This window comes from Paraburkholderia bryophila, assembly GCF_003269035.1.
Classification (GTDB): domain Bacteria; phylum Pseudomonadota; class Gammaproteobacteria; order Burkholderiales; family Burkholderiaceae; genus Paraburkholderia; species Paraburkholderia bryophila.
Map to the genome: position 1 here is coordinate 324,838 of NZ_QLTK01000003.1, position 22,052 is coordinate 346,889.

17 protein-coding genes are annotated in these 22,052 nt (G+C 62.6%); 9 read left to right on the forward strand and 8 right to left on the reverse strand.

What is annotated here, in order from left to right:
* Positions 1 to 44 precede the first annotated feature (44 nt).
* The gene (fabV, locus tag BX591_RS08265; RefSeq protein ID WP_111930290.1) at positions 45 to 1,241 is read right to left on the reverse strand and encodes an enoyl-ACP reductase FabV; all 1,197 of its coding nucleotides are present in this window, start codon (positions 1,239 to 1,241) and stop codon (positions 45 to 47) included.
* Between the two features lie 248 nt (positions 1,242 to 1,489).
* Here fabV and BX591_RS08270 point away from each other — a divergent pair, with 248 nt between their 5' ends.
* Positions 1,490 to 4,042, forward strand: a complete 2,553-nt coding sequence (locus BX591_RS08270) for a penicillin-binding protein 1A (RefSeq protein WP_111930164.1) — start codon at positions 1,490 to 1,492, stop codon at positions 4,040 to 4,042.
* 19 nt (positions 4,043 to 4,061) lie between these two features.
* Here BX591_RS08270 and BX591_RS08275 read toward each other — a convergent pair whose 3' ends face one another.
* Positions 4,062 to 5,930, reverse strand: a complete 1,869-nt coding sequence (locus BX591_RS08275; RefSeq protein WP_111930292.1) for a glycoside hydrolase family 15 protein — start codon at positions 5,928 to 5,930, stop codon at positions 4,062 to 4,064.
* A gap of 238 nt (positions 5,931 to 6,168) precedes the next feature.
* On the opposite strand from BX591_RS08275, the gene BX591_RS08280 reads away from it, so the two are divergent.
* The 3 genes from BX591_RS08280 (at position 6,169) to BX591_RS08290 (ending at position 9,854) form a co-directional block, all read left to right on the forward strand.
* Positions 6,169 to 6,498, forward strand: coding sequence for a hypothetical protein (locus tag BX591_RS08280; protein ID WP_244146873.1), 330 nt, complete (start codon positions 6,169 to 6,171; stop codon positions 6,496 to 6,498).
* 261 nt (positions 6,499 to 6,759) lie between these two features.
* Positions 6,760 to 7,851 (forward strand): zinc ribbon domain-containing protein, encoded by a 1,092-nt coding sequence (locus tag BX591_RS08285; RefSeq protein ID WP_111930166.1) that lies wholly within the window; start codon positions 6,760 to 6,762, stop codon positions 7,849 to 7,851.
* 380 nt (positions 7,852 to 8,231) lie between these two features.
* The gene (locus BX591_RS08290; protein WP_244146874.1) at positions 8,232 to 9,854 is read left to right on the forward strand and encodes a TIGR04222 domain-containing membrane protein; all 1,623 of its coding nucleotides are present in this window, start codon (positions 8,232 to 8,234) and stop codon (positions 9,852 to 9,854) included.
* A gap of 46 nt (positions 9,855 to 9,900) precedes the next feature.
* On the opposite strand, the gene BX591_RS08295 is transcribed toward BX591_RS08290, so the two are convergent.
* Together BX591_RS08295 and BX591_RS08300 are read right to left on the reverse strand one after the other, a co-directional pair.
* Positions 9,901 to 10,833: a phosphatidate cytidylyltransferase gene (locus BX591_RS08295; protein WP_111930168.1), complete on the reverse strand. Its 933-nt coding sequence runs from the start codon at positions 10,831 to 10,833 to the stop codon at positions 9,901 to 9,903.
* 36 nt (positions 10,834 to 10,869) lie between these two features.
* A complete protein-coding gene (locus BX591_RS08300) occupies positions 10,870 to 11,499 on the reverse strand; it encodes a lysophospholipid acyltransferase family protein (RefSeq protein WP_111930169.1) in 630 nt (209 codons plus the stop codon).
* A 266-nt stretch (positions 11,500 to 11,765) separates the two neighbouring features.
* On the opposite strand from BX591_RS08300, the gene BX591_RS08305 reads away from it, so the two are divergent.
* The 4 genes from BX591_RS08305 to BX591_RS08320 all read left to right on the forward strand — a co-directional run bounded on the left by BX591_RS08305 (position 11,766) and on the right by BX591_RS08320 (position 16,211).
* Positions 11,766 to 12,362 carry a CDP-alcohol phosphatidyltransferase family protein gene (locus BX591_RS08305; protein WP_111930170.1) on the forward strand — a complete coding sequence of 199 codons (597 nt, stop codon included), beginning with the start codon at positions 11,766 to 11,768 and terminating at the stop codon, positions 12,360 to 12,362.
* 65 nt (positions 12,363 to 12,427) lie between these two features.
* Positions 12,428 to 14,191: a bifunctional alpha/beta hydrolase/class I SAM-dependent methyltransferase gene (locus BX591_RS08310; protein ID WP_111930171.1), complete on the forward strand. Its 1,764-nt coding sequence runs from the start codon at positions 12,428 to 12,430 to the stop codon at positions 14,189 to 14,191.
* Positions 14,188 to 15,768, forward strand: coding sequence for a phosphatase PAP2/dual specificity phosphatase family protein (locus BX591_RS08315; RefSeq protein WP_111930172.1), 1,581 nt, complete (start codon positions 14,188 to 14,190; stop codon positions 15,766 to 15,768). The genes BX591_RS08310 and BX591_RS08315 overlap by 4 nt, the downstream gene beginning before the upstream one ends.
* Positions 15,765 to 16,211 carry a hypothetical protein gene (locus BX591_RS08320; RefSeq protein WP_111930173.1) on the forward strand — a complete coding sequence of 149 codons (447 nt, stop codon included), beginning with the start codon at positions 15,765 to 15,767 and terminating at the stop codon, positions 16,209 to 16,211. The genes BX591_RS08315 and BX591_RS08320 overlap by 4 nt, the downstream gene beginning before the upstream one ends.
* Positions 16,212 to 16,291: 80 nt before the next feature.
* On the opposite strand, the gene BX591_RS08325 is transcribed toward BX591_RS08320, so the two are convergent.
* Positions 16,292 to 17,185, reverse strand: coding sequence for a glutamate/aspartate ABC transporter substrate-binding protein (locus BX591_RS08325; RefSeq protein WP_111930174.1), 894 nt, complete (start codon positions 17,183 to 17,185; stop codon positions 16,292 to 16,294).
* 420 nt (positions 17,186 to 17,605) lie between these two features.
* Here BX591_RS08325 and BX591_RS08330 point away from each other — a divergent pair, with 420 nt between their 5' ends.
* Positions 17,606 to 17,809, forward strand: a complete 204-nt coding sequence (locus tag BX591_RS08330; RefSeq protein ID WP_111930175.1) for a hypothetical protein — start codon at positions 17,606 to 17,608, stop codon at positions 17,807 to 17,809.
* An 83-nt stretch (positions 17,810 to 17,892) separates the two neighbouring features.
* On the opposite strand, the gene BX591_RS08335 is transcribed toward BX591_RS08330, so the two are convergent.
* The 3 genes from BX591_RS08335 to BX591_RS08345 are packed head-to-tail and all read right to left on the reverse strand — an operon-like array spanning position 17,893 to position 21,783.
* Positions 17,893 to 19,122 (reverse strand): MFS transporter, encoded by a 1,230-nt coding sequence (locus BX591_RS08335; protein WP_111930176.1) that lies wholly within the window; start codon positions 19,120 to 19,122, stop codon positions 17,893 to 17,895.
* Positions 19,119 to 20,711 carry a carbamoyltransferase C-terminal domain-containing protein gene (locus BX591_RS08340; protein ID WP_111930177.1) on the reverse strand — a complete coding sequence of 531 codons (1,593 nt, stop codon included), beginning with the start codon at positions 20,709 to 20,711 and terminating at the stop codon, positions 19,119 to 19,121. Before BX591_RS08340 ends, BX591_RS08335 begins: the two co-directional genes overlap by 4 nt.
* A 10-nt stretch (positions 20,712 to 20,721) precedes the next feature.
* Positions 20,722 to 21,783: a SagB/ThcOx family dehydrogenase gene (locus BX591_RS08345; protein ID WP_111930178.1), complete on the reverse strand. Its 1,062-nt coding sequence runs from the start codon at positions 21,781 to 21,783 to the stop codon at positions 20,722 to 20,724.
* Positions 21,784 to 22,052 lie beyond the last annotated feature (269 nt).

Below are 22,052 nucleotides of genomic sequence, written 5' to 3' on the forward strand. Positions count from 1 at the left end.
TCGCATCGCAATACGGCCACCCCACACGGCCACCCCCCGCGCAGTTAGACCTGCACCAACCCCGGAATCGCCACGTCCGGATTCACATCCGCCTCATAATCCACGCCCGCGATCTCGAAGCCGAACAGACGCAAGAAGTCCGTCTTATAACCGCTGAAATCCGTGAGTTCGTAGATATTGTCGTTCGTCACCTGGCCCCACAGCGCCTGCACGCGCGCCTGCACGTCCGGATCGAGTTCCTTGTAATCCGCGCGCAAACGGCCTTCGTCGTCGAGGTGCGGCGCCGCGCCGTACAGGCTGTCCTTGTACAGGCCATACACCTGCTCGATGCAGCCTTCGTGCGTGCCTTTCTCCTTCATGACCTTGAAGAGCAGCGACAGATACAACGGCATCATCGGAATCGCGGAACTTGCCTGCGTGACGACCGCCTTGAGTACGGCAACGCGCGCGTCGCCGCCGTGGGCCGCGAGTTTCTCGCGAATGCCGAGCACCTTCTGGTCGAGGTCTTTCTTGGCCGCGCCGATCGAACCGTTCCAGTAGATGTCGTGCGTGATCTTCTCGCCGAGATAGGTGAACGCCGTGGTCTTCGCACCGTCGGCGAGCACGCCGGCTTCGAGCAGCGCGTCGATCCACATCTGCCAGTCTTCGCCGCCCATTACCGCGACAGTGTCGTCGATCTCGGCTTGCGTGGCGGGTTCGAGGATCGTTTCCTTGATGACTTCCTTGTCCGTGTCGATGCCGCGGAACGTCACGGACTTACCGATCGGCTTCAGCGTGGAGCTGAACACTTCGCCGGTCTTCGGATGCTTGCGCTTCGGCGCGGCGAGGCTGTAGATCACCAGATCGACCCGGCCGAGGTCGCGCTTGATGACCTCGATCGTGCGTTGCTTGACTTCGTCGGAGAATGCATCGCCGTTGATACTCGTTGCATACAGGCCCTGCGCCGTGGCGAATTTCTCGAACGCCGCGGTGTTGTACCAGCCGGCCGTGCCGGCCTTGGTTTCGCTGCCGGCGCGCTCGAAGAACACGCCGAGCGTGGCGGCCTCGGCGCCGAACGCGGCGCTGATGCGGGCGGCGAGACCGTAGCCGGTGGAGGCGCCGATCACGAGCACCTTCTTCGGGCCGTTGGCGATGGGGCCGCGTGCCTTGACGTAGTCGATCTGTTCGCGGACGTTGGCTTCGCAGCCGGTCGGATGGGTCGAAACACAGATGAAGCCACGCACGCGCGGTTTGATGATCATGAAGCACCTCTTGTCGGAATTGCCGACATTATAGTGGGCCGCGATTGTTTGCCCATGCGACGTCCGTGCGAAGTCCGTGCGAAGTCCTTGCGCCGCCGTTCCCGGCCCGCCAAAGCCGGCCGCCGCGAGATACAACGCACCAGAACGAGCCACAGCGACTCGCACCGGCGCCCAGAAAAACGCAAAAACCCAGCCGCTGCCCGCCGTCTTGGTAGGATTGCGCCTTTCCCAGCAGACGGTAAGCCAGATTGACGCGCCTGATCACCCCCCTCCTGGCGGCTTTGGACAAAGGCCTGACCCGAGTGAACGCGCCCCTCGCGCGTGCCCTGTGGCATGTGCGCCATCCGACCCGGCGCGGCCTCGCATGGGCGCTTGCGGCCAGTCCGCTGCTGCTGGTGCTGTACGCGCTGGTGCTGATTCCGTTCACGCCGAGCATCGGCGATATCCGCAAGGCCAAGATCGAGCAGCCGGCGCAGATTCTGTCGGCGGACGGCAAGCTGCTGGCCGAATTCAAGCCGTCCAACCGCGAGTGGGTCAAGCTCCAGGACATTTCGCCGAACGTCGTGAACGCGCTGATCGCCACCGAAGATCACCGCTTCTACCAGCATTGGGGCCTCGACTGGCGCCGCACGGCGTCGGCCGCGCTGCATACGTTTTCCGGCGACCGCCAGGGCGGCTCGACGATCACCCAGCAACTCGCGCGCAATCTCTATCCGGACGAAATCGGCCGCGCGCCGACGCTGACCCGCAAGATCAAGGAAGCGATCACGGCGTTCAAGATCGAGGCGCTCTACACCAAGGACGAAATCCTCGAGACCTACCTGAATACGGTGCCGTTCCTCTATAACGCTTACGGCATCGAAATGGCGGCGCGCACCTATTTCGACAAATCGGCGTCCGACCTGACCGTGCTGGAAAGCGCGACGCTGACCGGCATGCTCAAGGGCAACAGCTACTACAACCCGGTGCTGAACCCCGAGCGCGCGCTGCTGCGGCGCAATACGGTGCTCGGGCAGATGGTCAAGTACGGCAAGCTGACGCCTGCCGCGTATCAGACGTTACAGCGCAAACCGTTGCGGATCGATTTCGAGCGTCAGACCGAGCCGCCGGGCCCCGCGCCGCACTTCGCGCAACAGTTGCGCAAGTGGCTCGCCGCGTGGGCCGATCGCAACGACTACAACCTTTATGCCGACGGCCTCGTGGTGCGCACCACGATCGATTCGCGTCTGCAGACCATGGCCACCCAGGCGGTGACGCTGCAGGGCAACCAGTTGCAGGGTATCGCCAACTCGGCGTGGGGCGCGCGCTCGGGCTGCTCGAATGGCCGCGATCTGCTGCAAACCTTCCTGCGCGAAACGCCGGAGTTTCAGGCTGCGAAAGCCACTGGCCTGAGCGATGAGGACGCGTTGAAGCACGTCTCCGCCGACCGCGGCTTCGTGCAGTCGCTGTGCGAATCCAAGACCCGCGTGCAGGCCGATTTTCTGGCGATGGACCCGCGCAACGGCCAGATCAGGGCGTGGGTCGGCAGCCGCGACTTCACCCAGGACCCGTTCGACCACGTGCAGCAGGCGCGCCGCCAGCCGGGTTCCACTTTCAAGCCGTTCGTCTACGCGGCGGCCTTCGAAGCGGGCGCCAAACCAAGCGACACGTTCGTCGACAAGCCGGTCGACATCCAGTTGGCCGGCGGCGAAGTCTGGCGTCCCAACGACGAGGACGAGCCCAGCGATCGCGCGATCAGCCTGCGCGACGGCCTGGCGTTTTCGCGCAACCGCATCACCGCGCAACTGATGGAAACGGTTGGCCCGAACAAGGTCGCGCGACTGGCCCGTGCGATGGGTGTGCGCGACAGCGAACTGGACGCGGTGCCGTCGCTCGCGCTGGGCACGAGCCCGGTCACCCTGAAGGAAATGGTCTCGGCCTACGGCACGATCGCCAACCTCGGCGGCTACGTGGAGCCGGTCATGGTCACGCGGATCGAAAACCGCAAGGGCGACGTGCTGGCCGAGTTCGCGCCGGTGTCGCCGAAACAGGAATTGCCCGCCGACGCCGACCGCATGCTGATCGACATCATGCGCGACGTCGTGAATCGGGGCACCGGGTCGAGCATTCGCAGCCGCTTCGGCGTGCGCGGCGACGTCGCGGGCAAGACGGGCACGACGCAGGGCAATGCGGACGGCTGGTTCATCCTGATTCATCCGCAGCTCGTGGCGGGCGCGTGGGTCGGCTTCAACGACAGCCGCGTGACCTTGCGCAGCGACTACTGGGGGCAGGGCGCGCATAGCGCGCTGCCGATCGTCGGCGATTTCTTCCAGCGTGCGCAGCGCTCGAAGCTGGTGGACAGCCGCGTCAAGTTTGCGACGGAGCAGGAGCCGGGCTGGTTTGCCGAGCGCGCCGGGCGCTTGCGCGACTGGTTCGAGCAGGTGTTGTCGTCGCCGGAGAAGGCCGAGGCGCCGGTGACGACGCGCAATACGACGCGGCGGGCGCCAGTTGCGGCGATGGTGGCCGGGGCTTCGACTGCGGGGTCTTCTTCGGCCTCTTTTTCGGCCTCTTCTTCGGCGTCTTCAGTGTCTTCGGCTTCGACTTCGGCGGCGTCTGCTGCGGCGTCCGCGCCGCGCGAGTTGCCGCCGTTGCTCGGCTTGCCTGCATCGGCGCCATTGGCCGCGAGCGGACCGGTCGATGGCGAAGCGCGCGGGAATGGCGAAGCCGCTTCCTCGCCGACCCCCACGCCGGACGATATCGGATCGCCGGAGGGGGGCGGCGCGCCAGTCAACGCGCCGACGGGCGGTAACGCTTCACCTTGACGAAACCAGCGCGCCGCCCTCAAGTCCACGGCACGTGAACTTTGTCCAGATTGCGGTCGAGTTGATAGGCGGCGCTGATCAGCGCGAGGTGCGTCAAGGCCTGCGGAAAATTGCCGAGCGCCTCGCCGCTGGTCGCGACTTCCTCGGAGAACAGGCCGACGTGATTCGCGTAGGCGAGCATCTTCTCGAACACGAGACGGCCCGCATCGACGCGGCCCGCGCGCGCCAGCGCTTCGGCGTACCAGAACGAGCAGGCGCTGAACCCACCCTCGACACCGGGCAGGCCGTCGAGTTCGGCACCGCGCGTGTAGCGGAAGATCAGCGGATCGACCTGCAGTTCGCGACCGATCGCGTCGAGCGTGCCGAGCCAGCGCGGATCGGTCGGGCCGATAAAGCGCACGAGCGGCATCATCAACGCCGACGCATCCAGCGTCGCCGAATCCGGCGTCTGCACGAACGCTTGCCGTTCCTCGTTCCAGAAGTGGTCATGGATGTCACGGTGAATCGCGTCGCGGGTCTCGAACCAGCGCTTGAGCGGGGCGGGCAGCGAGCGCTTTTCCGCGAGCCGTAATGCGCGGTCCACGGTGACCCAGCACATCAGCCGCGAATGCAGCAGCGGCCGCCGGCCATTGCGAAATTCCCAGATGCCGTGATCCGGTTCGCGCCAGTGCGCGACCACGTAGTCGACAGTGCGCGTGACGTCACGCCAACCATCGTAGGAAATCGCGGCGCCGTACTTGTTGTACAGGTAGACCGCGTCGAGCAACGCCCCGTAAACGTCGAGCTGCGTCTGATCGCGCGCGGCGTTGCCGATCAGCGGCGCATTTCGCGAGCCGTCGGCAAGCGCGGTGGCTTCGGTTTCCTCGGGCGGCGCCAGACCGTCGACGGTGTACATCACGTTTAGCGAGCCGTCCGAGTCGCAATGACGGCTGCGCTCAGCGATCCATTTCATGAAGTGCCGCGCTTCGCCGGTATAGCCCAGCCGCAGCAGCGCGTACACGGAAAACGCCGCGTCGCGAATCCACGTGAAGCGATAGTCCCAGCGACGCGAACCGTCCTGCGCTTCGGCGAGACCAAAAGTCGGCGCGGCGACGATCGCGCCATATTCGCGCGAACTCAGCAGTTTGAGCGTCAACGCGGAGCGCATCACCACTTCACGATAGCGGCCGCGATAGGTGGACTGCGCTGACCAGGCTTGCCAGTAACGGATCGTGCTGGTCAGCAGCGTGTCGCAATCGAACGTCTTCTCGCGCAACGCAGCGGCTTCGCCGAACGCAAAGCCGGCCGACTCGCCGTCGCGTAGTTCGAATTCGGCATGGGCGGCTTGTTGGTCGTGTTGGTCGACGGACAGCGGCACCGTGCTGTTCAGCCGCAATTGCAAGCTGCCGTCGATCGGATGGAATTCGACCGCGCCTTCTTCCCGGTGCAGCGTGTGCTCGCCGCGCGCGTAATCGAAACGCGGCGCGCATCGCAGTCTGAGTGTCATGCGCCCATGCACCATTCGCACGACACGAATCACGCAGTTCGGCAGCGGCGCGGCGGGTTCGGTGTCGCCGGCGGGACGATCTTCAGGCACCGGCATGAAGTCCAGCAGTTCGCATACGCCATCCGACGTCATGAAGCGGGTCAGCAGCACGTTGGTGTCCGGCAGGTACATCTGCTTGACGTTGACGTGGACGGCCGCAAGTGCCGGTTCGATCGAGAAGGCGCCGCCGCGCTCGGGTTCGAGCAGGCCGGCGAAAATTGCCGGCGAGTCGATGCGGGGGAAGCACATGAAGTCGATCGCGCCGCGCAGCGACACCAGCGCGGTGGTCATCATATTGCCGATCATGCCGCGGGCGTCGGCGGGCAATGTTGGTTCCGGTGCAATGGATTGCCGAACGGCCATCTCGGCACGCTCCATAGAAAGCCACGATGCGATCCTTCAGCAAACCTCGTGCCGCGCACCTCCACTTACATCCGGTGACATTGTTAAGCCCCTCGCAACAGTGTTTTCAGTCGATGAGGCTGATCTTCGTCACGCGATTGCGGATAATTTCACCCTCGATGAACCGGATAAAAAGTGCAGGTGATATATGTTCAACACGGTCCCGCAGCGGCGCCCTGAACGGCAGGCAGCCTCCGTTATGTTTGGCGGGCGTGGCTCCCAACATTCCTCGGCGAGCGGCTGGCGTGCGCTGATCGCCGCCGCGCTCGCGTGCGCGAGTCTCGTGGGCTGTGCGTCGGCAACCGACGTCGTTGCCACCGACAAACCCGGCACCTACACGGTGGCTGCGAGCGCAACCGGCGGCCGGATGGCCTGGGCGCGCGCGCACGAGCACGCCATGACCGAGGCGCGCGACTATTGCGAAAGCCGCGGCATGATGGCCAGCGTGACGATGGAAAGCGTGAGCGGCGTGCAGATGCTGACCGAGCATGGGTCGTCGGTTAATTTCGAGTGCCATCCGAAGTTCTGAATGCGGATTAACGGCCGCGCCCCTCGTTGACTTTCTATCGCGACTTCATCGGCACGACCGACGATGAGATTGCCGTTGCAGAACCGCTGAATATGTCGTACTCACGGCGAATAAAAAATGCTGGCCGCGGGCAGATTTTAATCGTGCCGACTCGATTCATTCCCTGCCAATGGGCATCATTTTCAGGGTTTGCGTTGGCGAGGATAGAACTGTTCGGTATTCTTTCGTGCAAAGTCGAAACTATTCCAAAGGCACACAGCAATGGCAACCTCCAGCGATAGCCTGACCCGTCCAGCGCGGCTTCTGCAACTCGCCTCCTGGGCAATCGCGATCCTGTTCGCCGTGTTTCTGAACATGCTCGGCAGTCTGGTGATTCGCGACATGGATTTCGCGCCGGGCGGCGGCCCGCCGGCAATCGAGCAATTCGCGGACGTTCCGGCCAAAGCGCGGCTGGACGCAGCGAAACGCGACTTGCAGGCGCAGCACGACACACTGGACGGGAAGGCGCAAACCCTCGAAGTGGCGCATCGCCGCGCCGTCAAAGACTACGCGGATGCGCGAGAAAGTTTCCGCAACTGGCTGGCGACCCGCTCGGTGACGGGCGACAGCACGCGCGACCCGGACCTGCTGGCGCGCACGCGCAAGCTGGATGCGTCACAGGCGGTGGCGATCGACTGGCAGCATCAGATCGATGCGCTCGACGACCAGCAACGCGCGCTGGCAGCCCGGCAGGCGCAGTTGGACACGCAAAGCGCCAATGCGGACGCGGCGGCTGAACGCCGCTTCGACGAGGCGACGCGGCGCTATGAATTGCAGGTGTTCGGTCTGCGGCTTGCGCTGACGCTGCCGGTTCTGCTGATCGGGATCTGGCTGTTTATCCGTTACCGCAAAGCGCGTTACTGGCCGTTCGTCTACGGTTTCGGCCTGTTTGCGTTGAGCGCGTTTTTTATCGAACTGGTCCCGTATCTGCCAGATTTCGGCGGCTATGTGCGGGTGCTGGTCGGCATCGCGCTGACCGTGTTCGCCGGGCTCTACATGATGAGGGCGTTCCAGCGCTACGCCGAGCGCAAGCGTATCGAGTTGCAGCAGGATCAAGGCGTGCGGGCACGCGCCATCGGTTATGACAAGGCGGTTCGCTCGCTGGAAAAGAAGCGCTGCCCGTCGTGCGACAAGCAGTGGAGTCTCGGCGGCGACGACTCCACGTTCTGCGTGCATTGCGGATTGAAGCTCTTCAATATATGTGCATGCCTCGGCCGGAATTTCTTCTTCTTTCCGCATTGCCATCAATGCGGCGCCGCGCAGGACAATGCTGCGCCGGCTTCCGAATCCGGCGCGTTGCCGCGCATTCAATAGCGGAAACGTTCTTCTGAGCGAATCGGTTTATCGGATATGAGCCGGAAATAAACGGCGCAATGCCGCTCATCCGACAATCGCGCGGCGGGTTAATCCCCAGCTGCTTAGCGGCTTTGGCAATGCCGCCGAAACGCTATACTTTTGGGGTTTTGCTCGATTAGAATTCAATGCGATTAACCGGCTGAAAAACGGCGTGCTCGTTTCAGTTCAAGCGGCGGCCACTTCCAAACAGTTCGGCGCGTGTTTGTCGAATGATTGCGCCGCGCGATTTATACCGATCCATGCGCCGATATTCAAACCCTACGTTGCCGGTCGCTACGCCGCCAATCGCACTCACTGCGCCTGCGCTAACCACCATAAACGCGGTCTCGCCGCAGCCCATGAGCACCGCCCAATGCGCGCTGATCGAGCGCCTCGACGCCTATTCGCCCGATGCACCGAATGTTGCGCTGCCGTACAGCGTGCGCCTCGCGCAGCGCGAAGGCTGGTCGAGCGACCATACGGCCGAGGTGATCGCCGAATACAAGCGTTTCACGTTTCTCGCGGTGTCGACGGGGCAGATCGCGACGCCGTCCAAAGCGGTGGATGCCGCGTGGCATCTGCACCTCGAATACACCCGGGAATACTGGGACGTCTTTTGCGCCCAGGTGTTGGGCGCGCCGCTGCATCACACGCCGGGCAATGGCGCACCCGGCGAGGCCGAGGCTTACGCGCAGGCCTACGCACAAACGCTCGACGACTACCGGCGCCTGTTCGGCACGGAGCCACCCGTGGCGGTCTGGCCGCGTTTGCCGTCACGGGCTCACGCCGCGCAAACTACGCAGCCGGACGATGCAATCTCGCACGCCACGTACAAAGACCAAACAGACCAAACAGACCACGTCATCACCCGTCTGTCACACCACTGGAGCGCCTACCGCGAGCGCCGGTTGCCGCTCGGCGGCCTGGCCTGGCTCATGGCGGCCGTTGCCACATGCGCGTACGCGGGCGACGTCACCACGATCGATTTCAACCTCCTGAATTACGCAGGACGAGATTTCCTGCAGTTCTATCTGGCGCTGTGTTTCGGCGTTCTGCTGCTGATCTATTGGGCGCAGAAACTCGAATACCGTCGACACACGTGGGGAGTCCACGGCGCGCCTCACGCAATCCGCTCGATGACACCCGACCAGGCCGCGTTCCTCACCGGCGGCGTGCAACGCATGGCCCGCGTCGCGACGCTCACGCTGATCGATGCCGGCGCGATCAGTTTTTCGCCTTACCCGACCAAGAAGCCCTCGGTGAAGGCCGAAAATGCCGCCATGGCTGGCCGTTATGCGTCGGAGTGGCAATGGTTGCGAGCGAGAAAAGACGGCCGGGCCGATTACGTGGCATTCCGCGCGCAATTGATGCTGCAGGAGAAATCGTTCGACGCGGAGTTGATCGAAAGCGGCTGGCTATGGAAACGCGGCGGCATGCGCGGCCTGCTGTTCGTCGCGCGCGTGCTGGCGCTGTGTGTGACTGCACTCGGCTGCGCGAAAATTTGCGTCGGCATGAGCCGGGACCGGCCGGTCATGCTGCTGATGATCGGCGTGATCCTGTTTGCGCTTGCCTACGTGATCGTGATGAGGCGGCTGCCGGGTCTCGGCCGCAGCGGGCCGACGAAGGGCGGTCAGCAGGCGCTCGCCGAGTGCCGCGCGCGCTTTGTGGCGGCGCGGGATCGGTCGGAGCAACAGGGCCTGCAAAAACAGGCGCGCCAATCGCACGAAAAGCACGCATCGAACGACACGGGTTTATCCGACGCCTTGCTATGGCGCACGGCGCTCCTCGGTGTCGGCGCGCTGTCGGGCACGGCATGGGCCAGTTATGGGCGTGCGCTCAACGTCCCGGCGGTTGTCGGCAGCAGCGGTTCCGGCAGTGGCGTCGACGGCAGCGGGTGCAGCTCGAGCAGTTGCAGCAGTTCGAGCAGTTGTAGTTCCAGCAGTTGCAGTTCAAGCAGTTGCGGCGGTTGCTCGAACAACTAGGCCGCAAAGAAACCGACACGAATGCGCCACGAAGCCGCCCCATCCCTCAATTCACATACAGATACCGCACCAAATGAAAAAACACCGGTGCGGCAAAGCAGATCGAATCGACCCGGTCGAGCGCACCGCCGTGCCCGGCGATCATCGCGCCCCAGTCCTTCGCGCCGAGCGAGCGTTTAACCGCGGACAGCACCAGTCCGCCGACGAACCCCGCCAGCACGATAGCGAGCGACATCAGAAACGCCGCACCGAAACTGAATGGCGTGATCCGGTAAAGCGCGGCCCCCGATAGGGTAGCCAGCAGCCCACCGCCGATAAACCCCTCGACGGTTTTCGAGGGACTCAGCCTCGGTGCGATCTTGCGCTTGCCGAACAGTTTGCCGACCACGTACTGGAATACGTCGCTGATCTGCACCACCAGCAGGAAGAAGAACAGCAGCAGCGCGTTTTCGCCCTGATAGCGGGGGATATCCAGAATCAGCAGCGCGGGCGCATGACTCAGACCGTAGACGCACACCATCAGCGCCCAATGAATCTTCGCACTGCGGCTGAGGAAGTCATGCGTATCCTGCGTCAGCGCCGACACCAGCGACAACGTGATGAACAGATGCACCGGCACGAAGATGGAGAACATGCCGTACCAGTTCACCCACAGCAGCAGGTACTGCACCGGAATCGCAATGAAGAAACAGATAAACAGTGTGGTGTGATCGCTCGGCGAGGTGGGCGTCAGCGTGATGAATTCGCGCAGCGCCATGTACGACACGAAGGCGAACACGATGTAAGTGGCGCTCGGCCCCAGCCCGATCGCGATCGCCATGATCGCGATCATTCCCCACCACGCGCGAATGCGCTGATTCAGATTGGCGATGGTCGCGCTGCGGCCGCCGTCGCGCCAGGCGAGCAGGCCGCCGATGACCGAAGCGATCGCCAGAAAGCCGGTCAGGCCGGCCACGAGTTCCCAGAACGCGGTTCTCATCGTGTGTGTTTCCCCGTTGTTGTTATGCGAGTCCCGTCAATCCGTCTGGCGCACCGGCGAAAGTTCGACGATGCGCTCACGCGCGCGCTGCAGAAAATCCGCCTTGGGTTCGTTCTCGGCCAGCGTGATCGTGGCGCCGAAATGCACCTTGCAGATCAGCGGCACCGGCCAGATCGCGCCTTTCGGCATGATGCGCTGCAGGTTCTCCAGGTAGACCGGGCATAACTCGACCGCTGGAAATTCGCCGGCGAGCCGGTACAGGCCGCTCTTGAACGCTTGCGGCAAGGCCTCGGCGCTGCGCGTGCCTTCCGGAAAAATAATGATCGAATAGCCGAGCCGCAACGCTTCGCGCACCGGCTCCAGCGGATCGCCGTCGCCTTCTTTCTTGCGGTCGATCAGCACCACGTTGAGCAGGTGAGTGGCGATATGCACCTTGGCCCTGCCGCGCTCCCAATAGTCGCGCGCCGCGACGGGGCGCACCTGCGAGCGCAACTCGCCTGGCAGCGCGGCGAGGATCGCCAGCGTGTCGACGTGACTGGTGTGATTGGAGAAGTAGATCTTTTGCGTTGCGTTCGGTGTGCCGTGATGCCAGACCGGATAGGCGCCCGCGACGAGACGCACCACACCCAGCAGACAGTCGCGTTGCCATGCGTGCCAGATACTCATTGAATCCGACTCATTGATTGCGCCATTCTGAACGCCGGTGGCGTTTCGGTCGCGGCATTATGACGATTTTTTTCGTCGATCACCACATCGATTTAAAGAGCGGGGCGATTCTTGACCTTTCCTCCCATTTAAATGACGATGTCGCTGTTTCTAATCGTTCGATCTAATCGCTCGAAAAAATAGCCTCGCGACAATTCCGTTTCCGGGTAATAGGTATATCAGCCGGGTGTATCGGCCGGTCAACCCGCTTGAACTGTTAAATCAATATGAGCGTCTACGCACTCAAACCGAAGTTCCAGAATCTGCTGCGGCCTTTGGTGCGGCAACTCGCGCGTGCCGGCGTGACGGCCAATCAGGTCACGCTGAGCGCGGCGCTCGGCTCGATCGTGGTGGGCGCGTTGGCGGCCACGGGCTTTTACCGGTTCTTCCTGCTGATCCCGATCTGGCTGTTCCTGCGGATGGCGCTCAATGCGATCGACGGCATGCTGGCGCGTGAATTCGGACAGAAGAGCGCCCTCGGCGCCTATTTGAACGAGTTAGGCGATGTGATTTCCGACATTGCACTCGTTTTACCGTTTCTGGTCATTCCCGCATTCAACGCCGCGGATATCTGGGCGTTCGCGCTGGCCGCCGCGGTGGTGGAATGCGCGGGCTTGATCGGGCCGCTGGCCGGCGCCACGCGCCGCTACGACGGCCCGCTCGGCAAGAGCGATCGCGCGGTGGCGATCGGTGCGTTCGGCCTGTGGATCGGGCTCGGCCTGACGGTCGCGCCATGGGCCACGTGGTGGTGGCGCGCGCTGGTCGTGCTGGCGCTCGTGACGATAGTCCAACGGGTGCGCAACGGGGTTGCCGAGACGCGCTGACCAGGAAACCCGGCGGGGCACGCAGCCGGGCCGCGAGACCCATTCCAACGTTCGAGGGGACTTCCATGACGATCCGCACTGCCGGCGAACACACGTTTGTCACGCACGACGGCGAGGCGCTGTTCTATCGCCATTGGCCGGTGGCCGGCGAGCGTTGCCGTGGCGCCGTGCTGCTGTTTCATCGTGGGCACGAACACTCGGCGCGCATGGCTCATCTGGTCGACGAGCTCGATCTGCCCGAGCATGCGTTCTTCGCATGGGACGCGCGCGGTCATGGCCACTCGCCGGGCGAACGCGGTTATAGCCCGAGCGCGGCGACCTCGGTGCGCGACGTTCAGACCTTCGCCGAGCATATCCGCGACACCCACGGCATCGCGATCGAAAACATGACGGTGATCGGCCAGAGTGTCGGCGCCGTGCTGGCCGCCGCGTGGGTGCACGATTACGCGCCGCCGCTGCGCGCGCTGGTGCTGGCCGCACCGGCCTTCAGCATCAAGCTGTATGTGCCGCTCGCGTTGCCGGCGTTGCGGCTCATGTACCGGCTGCGCGGGCGCTTTTTCGTCAATAGCTACGTGAAGCCGAAGCTCCTGACGCACGACCCCGAGCGCGTCGCGAGCTATCGGACCGATCCGCTGATCGCGCGTGCGATCGCGGTCAACATGCTGCTCGATCTGCACGACATGGCCCAACGCGTGGTGGCCGACGCCGCCGCGATCAAGGTGCCGACGCAGGTGCTGATCTCCGGCGCCGATTGGGTCGTGCATCGCCAGCCGCAGGATCGGTTTTACGAACGCCTGAGTTCGACGCGCAAGGAGCGCCTCGTGCTCGACGGTTTTCATCACGACACGCTCGGCGAGCTGGAGCGCAGCCGCGCCATCGCGCCGATTCGCGCATTCGTCCTGCAGGAATACGATGCGCCGAGCGCGCCGGTTTCGTTGCTCGACGCGCATGAACGCGGGCCGTTTTATGACGAATTCGCGGGTTTGAAGCAGCCGCCGCAGCCGCTGAAAGGGGCCTATTGGGCGATGGTGCGCGGCGGCTTGCGGCTGTCGTCGTGGTTCTCCTCGGGGATCGCGCTCGGGTTTCAGCGCGGTTTCGATTCCGGCTCGTCGCTCGATTATGTGTACCGCAACCGCGCGCAAGGGCGCTCGCCGCTCGGCCGGCTGATCGACCGCAACTACCTCGACTCGATTGGCTGGCGCGGTATCCGGCAGCGCAAGATTCATATCGAAGCGCTGATCGCCGATGCCATCGCGCGGCTGCGGCAGCAGGGCCAGCCGGTTCGGATCGTCGATATCGCCGCAGGGCACGGGCGCTATGTGCTCGACGCGATCGGCGCGGCCGCGCTCGGCCGGACCGGCATCGAACATATTCTGCTGCGCGACTACAGTCCGCCGAACGTCGAAGCGGGCCGCGCGCTGATCATCCAGAAAGGCTTCGGCACGAAGGCGCGTTTCGAACAGGGCGACGCGTTCGATGCCGAAGCGCTCGCGACGCTGGAACCGCGCCCGAATCTCGCCATCGTGTCGGGGCTATACGAACTGTTCAGCGACAACACGATGATCCGCGCTTCGCTCGGCGGCCTCGCGCGTTCCGTCGCACCCGGCGGTTACCTGGTTTATACGGGGCAGCCGTGGCATCCGCAGCTGGAATTCATCGCGCGTACGCTGAAAAACCATCGCGGCGAGGCCGCGTGGGTGATGCGTCGTCGCTCGCAAGCCGAGCTCGATGAACTGGTGGCGAGCGCGGGCTTTCGCAAGATCGCGCAACGTATCGACGAGTGGGGCATCTTCACCGTCAGCGTCGCGCAACGGGTCGCGGACGTATGAGCGGCAACGGCGCGCGCACCGATGCAAGCGCGTGGCCCCACGACGCGGCCGCAGCCGCTGCGCGGCCGGCGACTTTCGCGTTGAAATGCGTGCTGCTGGCGGGCATGGGCCTCGTGTTCTTCTCGACCTATGGCTTCGCGAACTGGCTGGCAGGCAGGCACGCGCAGGTGCCGTCGTTCGCGTTCGGCTGGGAGCATGCCATTCCTTTCTGGCCGTGGACGATCGTGCCGTACTGGTCGATCGATCTGCTGTACGCGCTGTCGTTTTTTCTGTGGCGTTGGCGTCACGAACTACTCGACCACGTCAAGCGGCTGCTGACGGTGCAGGTTATTTCGGTGGTGTGTTTCATCGCATGGCCGCTGCGTTTCAGCTTCGAGCGGCCGGCCGCCGGCGGCATGAGCGGAGCGCTGTTCACGTTGCTTGCCGGCTTCGACAAACCGTTCAATCAGGCGCCGTCGCTGCATATCGGTTTGTTGGTCGTGTTGTGGGCCGTGTATGCGTTGTATGCACGCGGCGCGTGGCGTTGGTTGCTGCACGGCTGGTTCGCGCTGATCGGCATTTCCGTGCTGACCACCTATCAGCATCATCTGATCGATGTGCCGACCGGCGCGGCGGTGGGGTGTTTCGCGCTGTTTCTGTTTCCGCTGCGACGAGGCGTAGGACCGTCCCGCTCGCGTGCCGCCGACCAACCGATCGCGCCCGCGGTGCTGGCGCATGCCCGCCGCATTGCACGGCGCTATGCGGCGCTGGCGGTGGTGTTTCTGATTGCCGCTTGCGTGGCGATTCCACATTCACCGTTCGCAGCGTTGCTGCTCGGCTGGATCGCGCTGGCCGTGCTGTGCGTCGCGATTGTCTATTGGCGCGTGGATGCCGCGCTGTATCAGAAGAACGAAGCGGGCGGTTTTGCGTGGGCGACTGCGGCGCTGTTCCTGCCAACTGTGATCGGTATGTTCGTCAACTCGCGCGCATGGACGTTTCGTCACGCGGCGTCTTCACCGCTTGGTCACTCGGTGCTGGTGGGACGTACGCCGACGCGTCGCGAGGCGAGGCTGGCGCGGGCCACCGCGATTGTCGATCTGACCGCCGAAATGCCCGGCTGGGCCCGGCGCGATCCCACGATTCGCTACGTGTGCGTGCCGCAACTCGACCTGCTGCCACCGACGCTCGCACAGTTACAGCAGGCCGTCGCCGCCATCGAGAGGCTGCGCGAGCAGGGGCATACGGTGCTGGTGTGCTGTGCGCTCGGCTATTCGCGCAGTGCGTTGACGGTGGCCGCGTGGCTCGCCGCGCATTTGCACCTGGACGATGCGCAGGCTGCGCTGGCGTTGCTGCGGGAAGCGCGTCCGCAGGTGATGTTGCGGGCGCCGGGTGTGGCGCTGTTGCAGCGGTATATCGACTGGCGCGTGCAGATGCGGCAGGAAGTGGTGCGTGAAGCAGGGCATGACGGATCGCATGAAACGCCGGATGAAGCACCGCGCGACACTCCGCATGGAGCGCGAGGCGAAGCGCCGCACCTCGAAGCGCGGCACGATGAAACGCCACGCGACCCGCGCCCCGGCCCGGAGGTTCGACCATGAACGACACACCCGCCAGCGTGCAATTCAAAATCGCCGCGGCGCGCGGACTGCTCGACGCTGGGCTGATCCTCGCGATCTGCGCGCATCTGGCAGCGTGGGTAGGACTCGCGCTCGCTTTCGGATTGGCGTCGTGGCCGTGCGTGGCGATGGCGTGCGCGAGCGGCGCGGTGGCCGTACTCGCGCTATGGCTGCTGATTCGCCTCGCGATCGATCACCGGCTGTTCACTATGCTCGCGCATTCAACCGCGTCGACGAACGAAGACGATGCGCTCGCGGCACTCGACCACGCGTTGCAGCGACTCGGTTGGATCGATGAAACGAAGACCGGACGCACGCTCGACGCGCGTGTGCGCGGCGTCGCCCGTCTCGTTCGGCTGGTGACGATACTCGCGGTCGTGCAAGTACTCGTCATAGCCCTCGCGGCACTGACCGGCGCGTTCTGAACCGGCCGCGCACGCCATGACGCGCAGTCGTAACCGCGCGAACACGCACCCGCGACCGCGCAACGCCGACGCCCCGAACCTTATTCAAACGCCGCATCGTTCGGATTCGCGTAGACCTTTTTCAACGAGTCGCTCATCGGGAAGTCGAACGTGAGGTTCTTCGGCGGGACCGGCTTCATGAACCATTTGTCGTACATCGCGTTGATCTCCTTGCCCTTCATGACCTGCTGCATCGCATCGTCGACGACCTTCTTGAACTCGGGGTCGTTTTTCCGCAGCATGAAGCCATAAGCCTCGGACGATTGCGGCGTGCCGACCAGCACCCAGTCAGCGGGCTTCGCCGTCAGCGAACGCGCACCGGCCAGCAAGACGTCATCCATCATGTAGGCGACGGCGCGGCCGGTTTCCAGCGTCAGACGTCCCTCGCCGTAGTCCTTGGCGCTGATGATCTGCATGTTCATTTTCTTCTCTTCGTTCATCTTTCTCAGGATGCGCTCGGACGTCGTTCCCTGATTGGTCACCACAGTCTTGCCCGCGAGATCCGGAAAGTCCTTGATGCCGGAGTCTTTGCGCGTCAGCAACCGGGTCGTGGCCACGAAGAACGTGTCGGAAAACGCGACCTGGTTTTGCCGCGCGGCAAGGTTCGTCGTCACGCCGCATTCCAGATCCACGGTGCCGTTCTGAACCAGCGAAATTCGGTTTTGCGACGTCACCGGAATGAAACGGATACGCAGATCCGGCCGTTTCGTCTTCGCCTTGACCGCGTCGATGACCTTGTTGCACAGGTCTTGAGAAAAGCCGATGACCTGGTTGTCACTGTCCACGTAGGAAAACGGCACCGACGTCTCGCGATGGCCGATCGAAATCAGGCCGTTGGTTTGAATCTTCGTCATGGTCGGCGTTGCATCTTGCGCGAGCACACCGTGCGCGGCCGATGCCAGCACCAGCAACATCATCAGTTTTTCCCGGACCATCGCATTTCCCTGTGTTATCGAACGATCGTTAGCGGCACGCCACGGCGCCGTGATTCATATGTTGCAGTAAACAAAATAATAACAACATATGTTAACTCCCTACGTTCGACGTTTTTTAGCCGTTGTGGCCAGGCGGGGTGACGTTCGAGTTCGACAGGGAGTCGACAGGTTTCGACGGATCGCGACGCGGATCGTCGCGGATTGCGCACGGTCGTGAGCTTTTTGCCGCCGGAATAGCGGCGAGTTACGCCGGGTTACGCGTGCTTGAGGGCGTAGGGCGAACTACGCCGGGCCTGCGGGCGGATTGGCCGCCGCGAAGCCCGCGTGCTCGTAAGACGCGGAAACGTGTCTGTAGCCAAACCGTCGCGGCACCTGACTACTATCGTTTCATCGCCACGCATTGATGAACGGAGGTGCCGGATGCTCAGCCATCATGAACTCGCGACGCTGATGCTGTTTCGCGACACGGAGAGACGTATCGAGCCGTTGGACCCCGACGTGCTGGCATTACGCCGCTATGCGCTCGTCGAAGTGCGGCAGCGTCAGGCGGATGAAACGACCTTGCAATTGACCCGTCAGGGGCGAGAGTTGCTGGCGCGGTTGCAGATGGGCGGGAAGGCGTGAGCGGAAGGCGCGGATAGTCGACTGAGCTCGGCGCCCAAAGTTTGGCGCCGATATTTGTTGTCTCAATCGCACTATCGGGAGGCTTACCGCGTTTCCGCCTCGAGAGCCGAGCGCGAAGAGGTGGGGCTGGCGCAGAGTAGTAGTCCCGCCAGCACGGCAAGGATACCGCTGACGATGAAGACCATCGGGATGGTGATCCAACGCGCCGCGTTGGAGCCGATCAGCGGCCCGAGTACGAGCGCCGCAAGCTGCACGCTTCGCGCGGTCGAACTGATTGTCCCCAGGGCATGAACCGGTGAGGCGGCTTGCAGCACCACACCGAAGCTCATTGCCGTGACACCGTAGCAAGCACCATTTGCAAGCCACGATGCGAACAGTACATACTTCGACACCGGGACATGCAGCGCGGCGAATGTTCCAGGTACGAACACGGTCACGCCAAAACCGATCAGCCCGATGGCCAGCACTCGCGTTGTATTGCCTGAAGAGAAGGCGCGCTTGAAAAGCATGGCGCCAGCGATCCCTCCCGCTGCCGTGCAACTGACGATCGCCCCGAACGTTGCGGCGGGAAATCCCTGCGCCCTCAGGAACAGGGCGAGCAAAGGATCGTAGAGCCCCAGCACGGCGGTTTGAACGAGAGACGCGATAAACGCATGTCGAAACCCGGCGTGCGTCCGTAGCAGACCGGCGAGCGCGCCGAGGCGAGGCGATTTGCGGGGCCCGGATACCGCGCTTTCAAACGGATGGGCTCGCTGCAGCAGAAGCAGAAACACGATTCCGGCTACCGAGAGTGTCGCGGACAAGCCAAATCCCGCGACAGGTTCGTACAGGCTCGCCATGACCGCACCAAGAAGCGGCGCCGCTATTTTCACGAGCTGATCGATGGTGGTCATCCAGCGCGCGTTATCCACCAACTGACTAGGAGTTAGCATCGATCGGACCAGGATTTGCTCGGCAGGCATTGCGCCGAGATTGCTGAGCCCTTTCAGAAAGACGAACAGCACGAAGACGAACTGATTGGGCGCGAACATCAGCAGCAGCGAGGTCACGCCGCGGCAGACGTAACTGCTCCGCAAGACGGACAACGGATGATGTGTGTCGGCAAAACGTCCAAAAAAAGGCCCAAGTAGCAGCCCGGGCAGGCCATACAGCGCGGATGCAATGCCGATGGTCGACGCACTGGCGTGCCAGAAATAGCTGAGGTTCGAGAAGATCAGCGTGAAATCGACCCACAGTATGATCGAACTCGTTGCTCTCGCAAGCAGGAGATAGGGGTAACCGGCAGTCGCCTTCAGCGATGAGAATGGTTTCATAGACAGCCCGTGTATTTCTCTGGAGATCGAAGGAATAGCGCGCCTTCGACAGCGAAGCCGTCGAGCCCTGTAGTGTCCGCATACGTGACCAGATCGGATGCCCGGTTGATAAACCCTTTTCCGCTGAAATTAAGCGATGTATTGCAAAGCACGCCTGCGCCGCTGATTTCCTTGAATGCACGAAGCAGCTTGTACATGAGCCCGTTTTGTTCCGGGTTGACAGTTTGCACGCGCGACGAACCGTCGACGTGGGTTATTGCCTTGAGCTGGTCGTTTCTGACCCTGGCGAAGTAAAGCATGTGGGGACTCGCTCTGGTCAGGTCGAAGTGAAGGGCGAAATCTTCTTCCAGACAGAGCGGCGCGATAGGGCGGTAATGCTCTCGTTGCTTGATGGTGTTTAATCTTTGCTGCGTTTCGCGTCGGTACGGTTCGGCGAGAAGGGAGCGATTACCGAGCGCTCTCGGACCGATCTCTGTTCGCCCTGAAACCCACGCCAATATTGCGCCGGCTTGCAGCAGCCGTGCGGCGGTTGCGGTGTTGCCTGCAACACGCGCAAAGGAACCGGCTTGCCGATTCGACTGAAGGGCCATGTCGTCGATGAAGTGGCTGCCGCTATAGACATTCCACTCAAGCTTGGCATGTCCGGTCAATTCCAGTTGTGCGTCCACGGCGGTGCCGATGGCGGAGCCCGTGTCGTTAGTACACGGAGGGACAAAGACGTCGGAAAATACACCGGAATCGAGCAGCGCCCGGTTCCAGTCGCAATTCAGCCCGCAGCCTCCGCTGATCAGCAACGGGCGCTTGTCTTCGACAAGCCGGGACATGCCATCAATGAAATGGGCAAGCAGGCGATTTGACACGAGCCGGGCAAGACGCTTGGACGGTATGGACTCGACGCCGCTGTTATAGGCAGAAAACGCGCGAAAGTGGTTTTTATCGAACTTGGGCGTTTCGTGCGGATTGGCCATTAAGCGCGCCAGCAGATCCTGCTCTTCGGAAGTGGCCGTCGGGTTTTCTTCGAACGCCGCGAGTGCCATCAGCTTGCCGGCGTCGCTCAGACGAATATGTCCGCCAGGGAGGTTGAACGTTGGATCGCAAATGGCATAGGCATAGGCGTACCGAATGCCGGGGCCGTACATGATGTGCGCGAGCCGGCGGACTTTGACGCCACGGTCGATTTCGTAGAAGGCGCCGATATGGCCTTCCCACGTCAGGGCATAGCAGGGCGTGCCCTGCGGGAATGGGGAAAGGGCGTAGGAGCAAAGAATATGGGATCGCTCGTGAGACGACGAGAAGTAGCGCATTGGCGAACCGTTCATCTGGGACAATCCCTGCACATTGCCGGAGATTCCCATATAGCCGGCTCCGATGGGCCGCCCTCTCGGCTCCATGCCGGAGGCCCATCCGCTGACAGCGAAAACGTCCGGCGGTGCGGTCAACCTTGCCAGTGCGTCGGCCAATCCCAAGCCGTCCACCTGCGCGTATCGATACCCGGAATCCTTTTCTGCCTCGATCGAAAAGTCCAGCACGCCATCGATGAGGTGAGCGATATGACCATCGTGTCCGGGTTTGAGTCCAAGAATTCGCATGGGGAAACCTTCAGTCGCCTGACTGCATGTCATGGATTGCCGCAAGCGCCTCGGGCGCGACACTTCCGTCTCCGCGACCGGCACCCAGAAAAAAGATGACCGAACTCGTCTTTCCATCAAGTCCGAGTAGCGCGTTGATCTGGTGATCGTTGAAATAGCCGGTCGGCCAGGACTGGACGCCCTGCGCCGTGCAGACAAGTTGAAACGTCTGAGTCAGGCAGCCGATGTCGAGTAACGCAACCCGATAGGCACGCGAGTGAGGATACTTCCACCACATCTTGCTGAAGGTCGACGCGACAAAGATGCCGTAGGAGATATCTTCCGCGAAATTCTGCGCGCACAACAATTTGCCCAACTGGCCCGGCCGCAGTGCTGGCCCGACGGCCGTGAGGTAATGGCCGCCAGAGCTGTAATGGTAGATGCCCGGCTCCAGTCCGTTCACGCGCACGGCGACCAGATAGGGCTCGCTCGGGTGAAGGCCGCCGCCGGAGGGCGAGGTCCGCCGGTAGCCTACTGGCATTAAACCGAGATCCTTCAGGTCGCCGCGTTCGCGGCCATGAACGGCTCCGAATGTCGCGTAGAGTGCATTGGATACCGTTGTCAGATCGAGCGCTTCGTGCCGAAAGCAGCGATGGGTGCGACGATTCCATAAAGCCGACTTCAGGGAAACCGACTCCAGCTTTTCCAGCTCGGGGTGGGGAAGCGGCGATATGTTCCCTTCGGGGGTGGGGAACATATCGGGTATTTTATCGGCGATCGACGCGCAGTACTCGATATATCCGCGATACGGATTTTCGTTGTCGAAGCTTTCCTGCTCGTTTCTGCCAATCTGTGTTCCGACATGAAAAATTCTGGACAAATAGTCCCAACCCCATTCGTCTGGTTCAGGATTGTCGAGCACCCTTGAATCCGCGATATCTGAATCAATCTCGGAGTCGCGCGGTGAATCGCCTGCGGAAATTTCGATAAGCCTATTAAGGTGCGCTGTCTGAATCTCGAACTGGCGATGATGGAGATAATCCCATAAGATCAGGTGCCCATCTACAATACGCAAGAATACGGATGGTGTCACGACCACTCCTGTATTTACCGTAGGTGATGGATGCGCCGCGTCGGCCGCCGCGGCGTTTTTATCTGTTATCAGTCCGTTTTCGGTCTACCCGACGCACCAATTGGCGACTGGTAGGCGTCATTCGACTGATACGAGAGTGTTGGCTCGAGTTTGATTTGCTTCATCTTGTTTCTCCAGAAGGATTGACAAATTGCGGCCAACTCAAGATTCAATCAATCGTCGCCGCACGAAAATACTCTCACATCGTCGTGCGGCAATACAAGATTTCG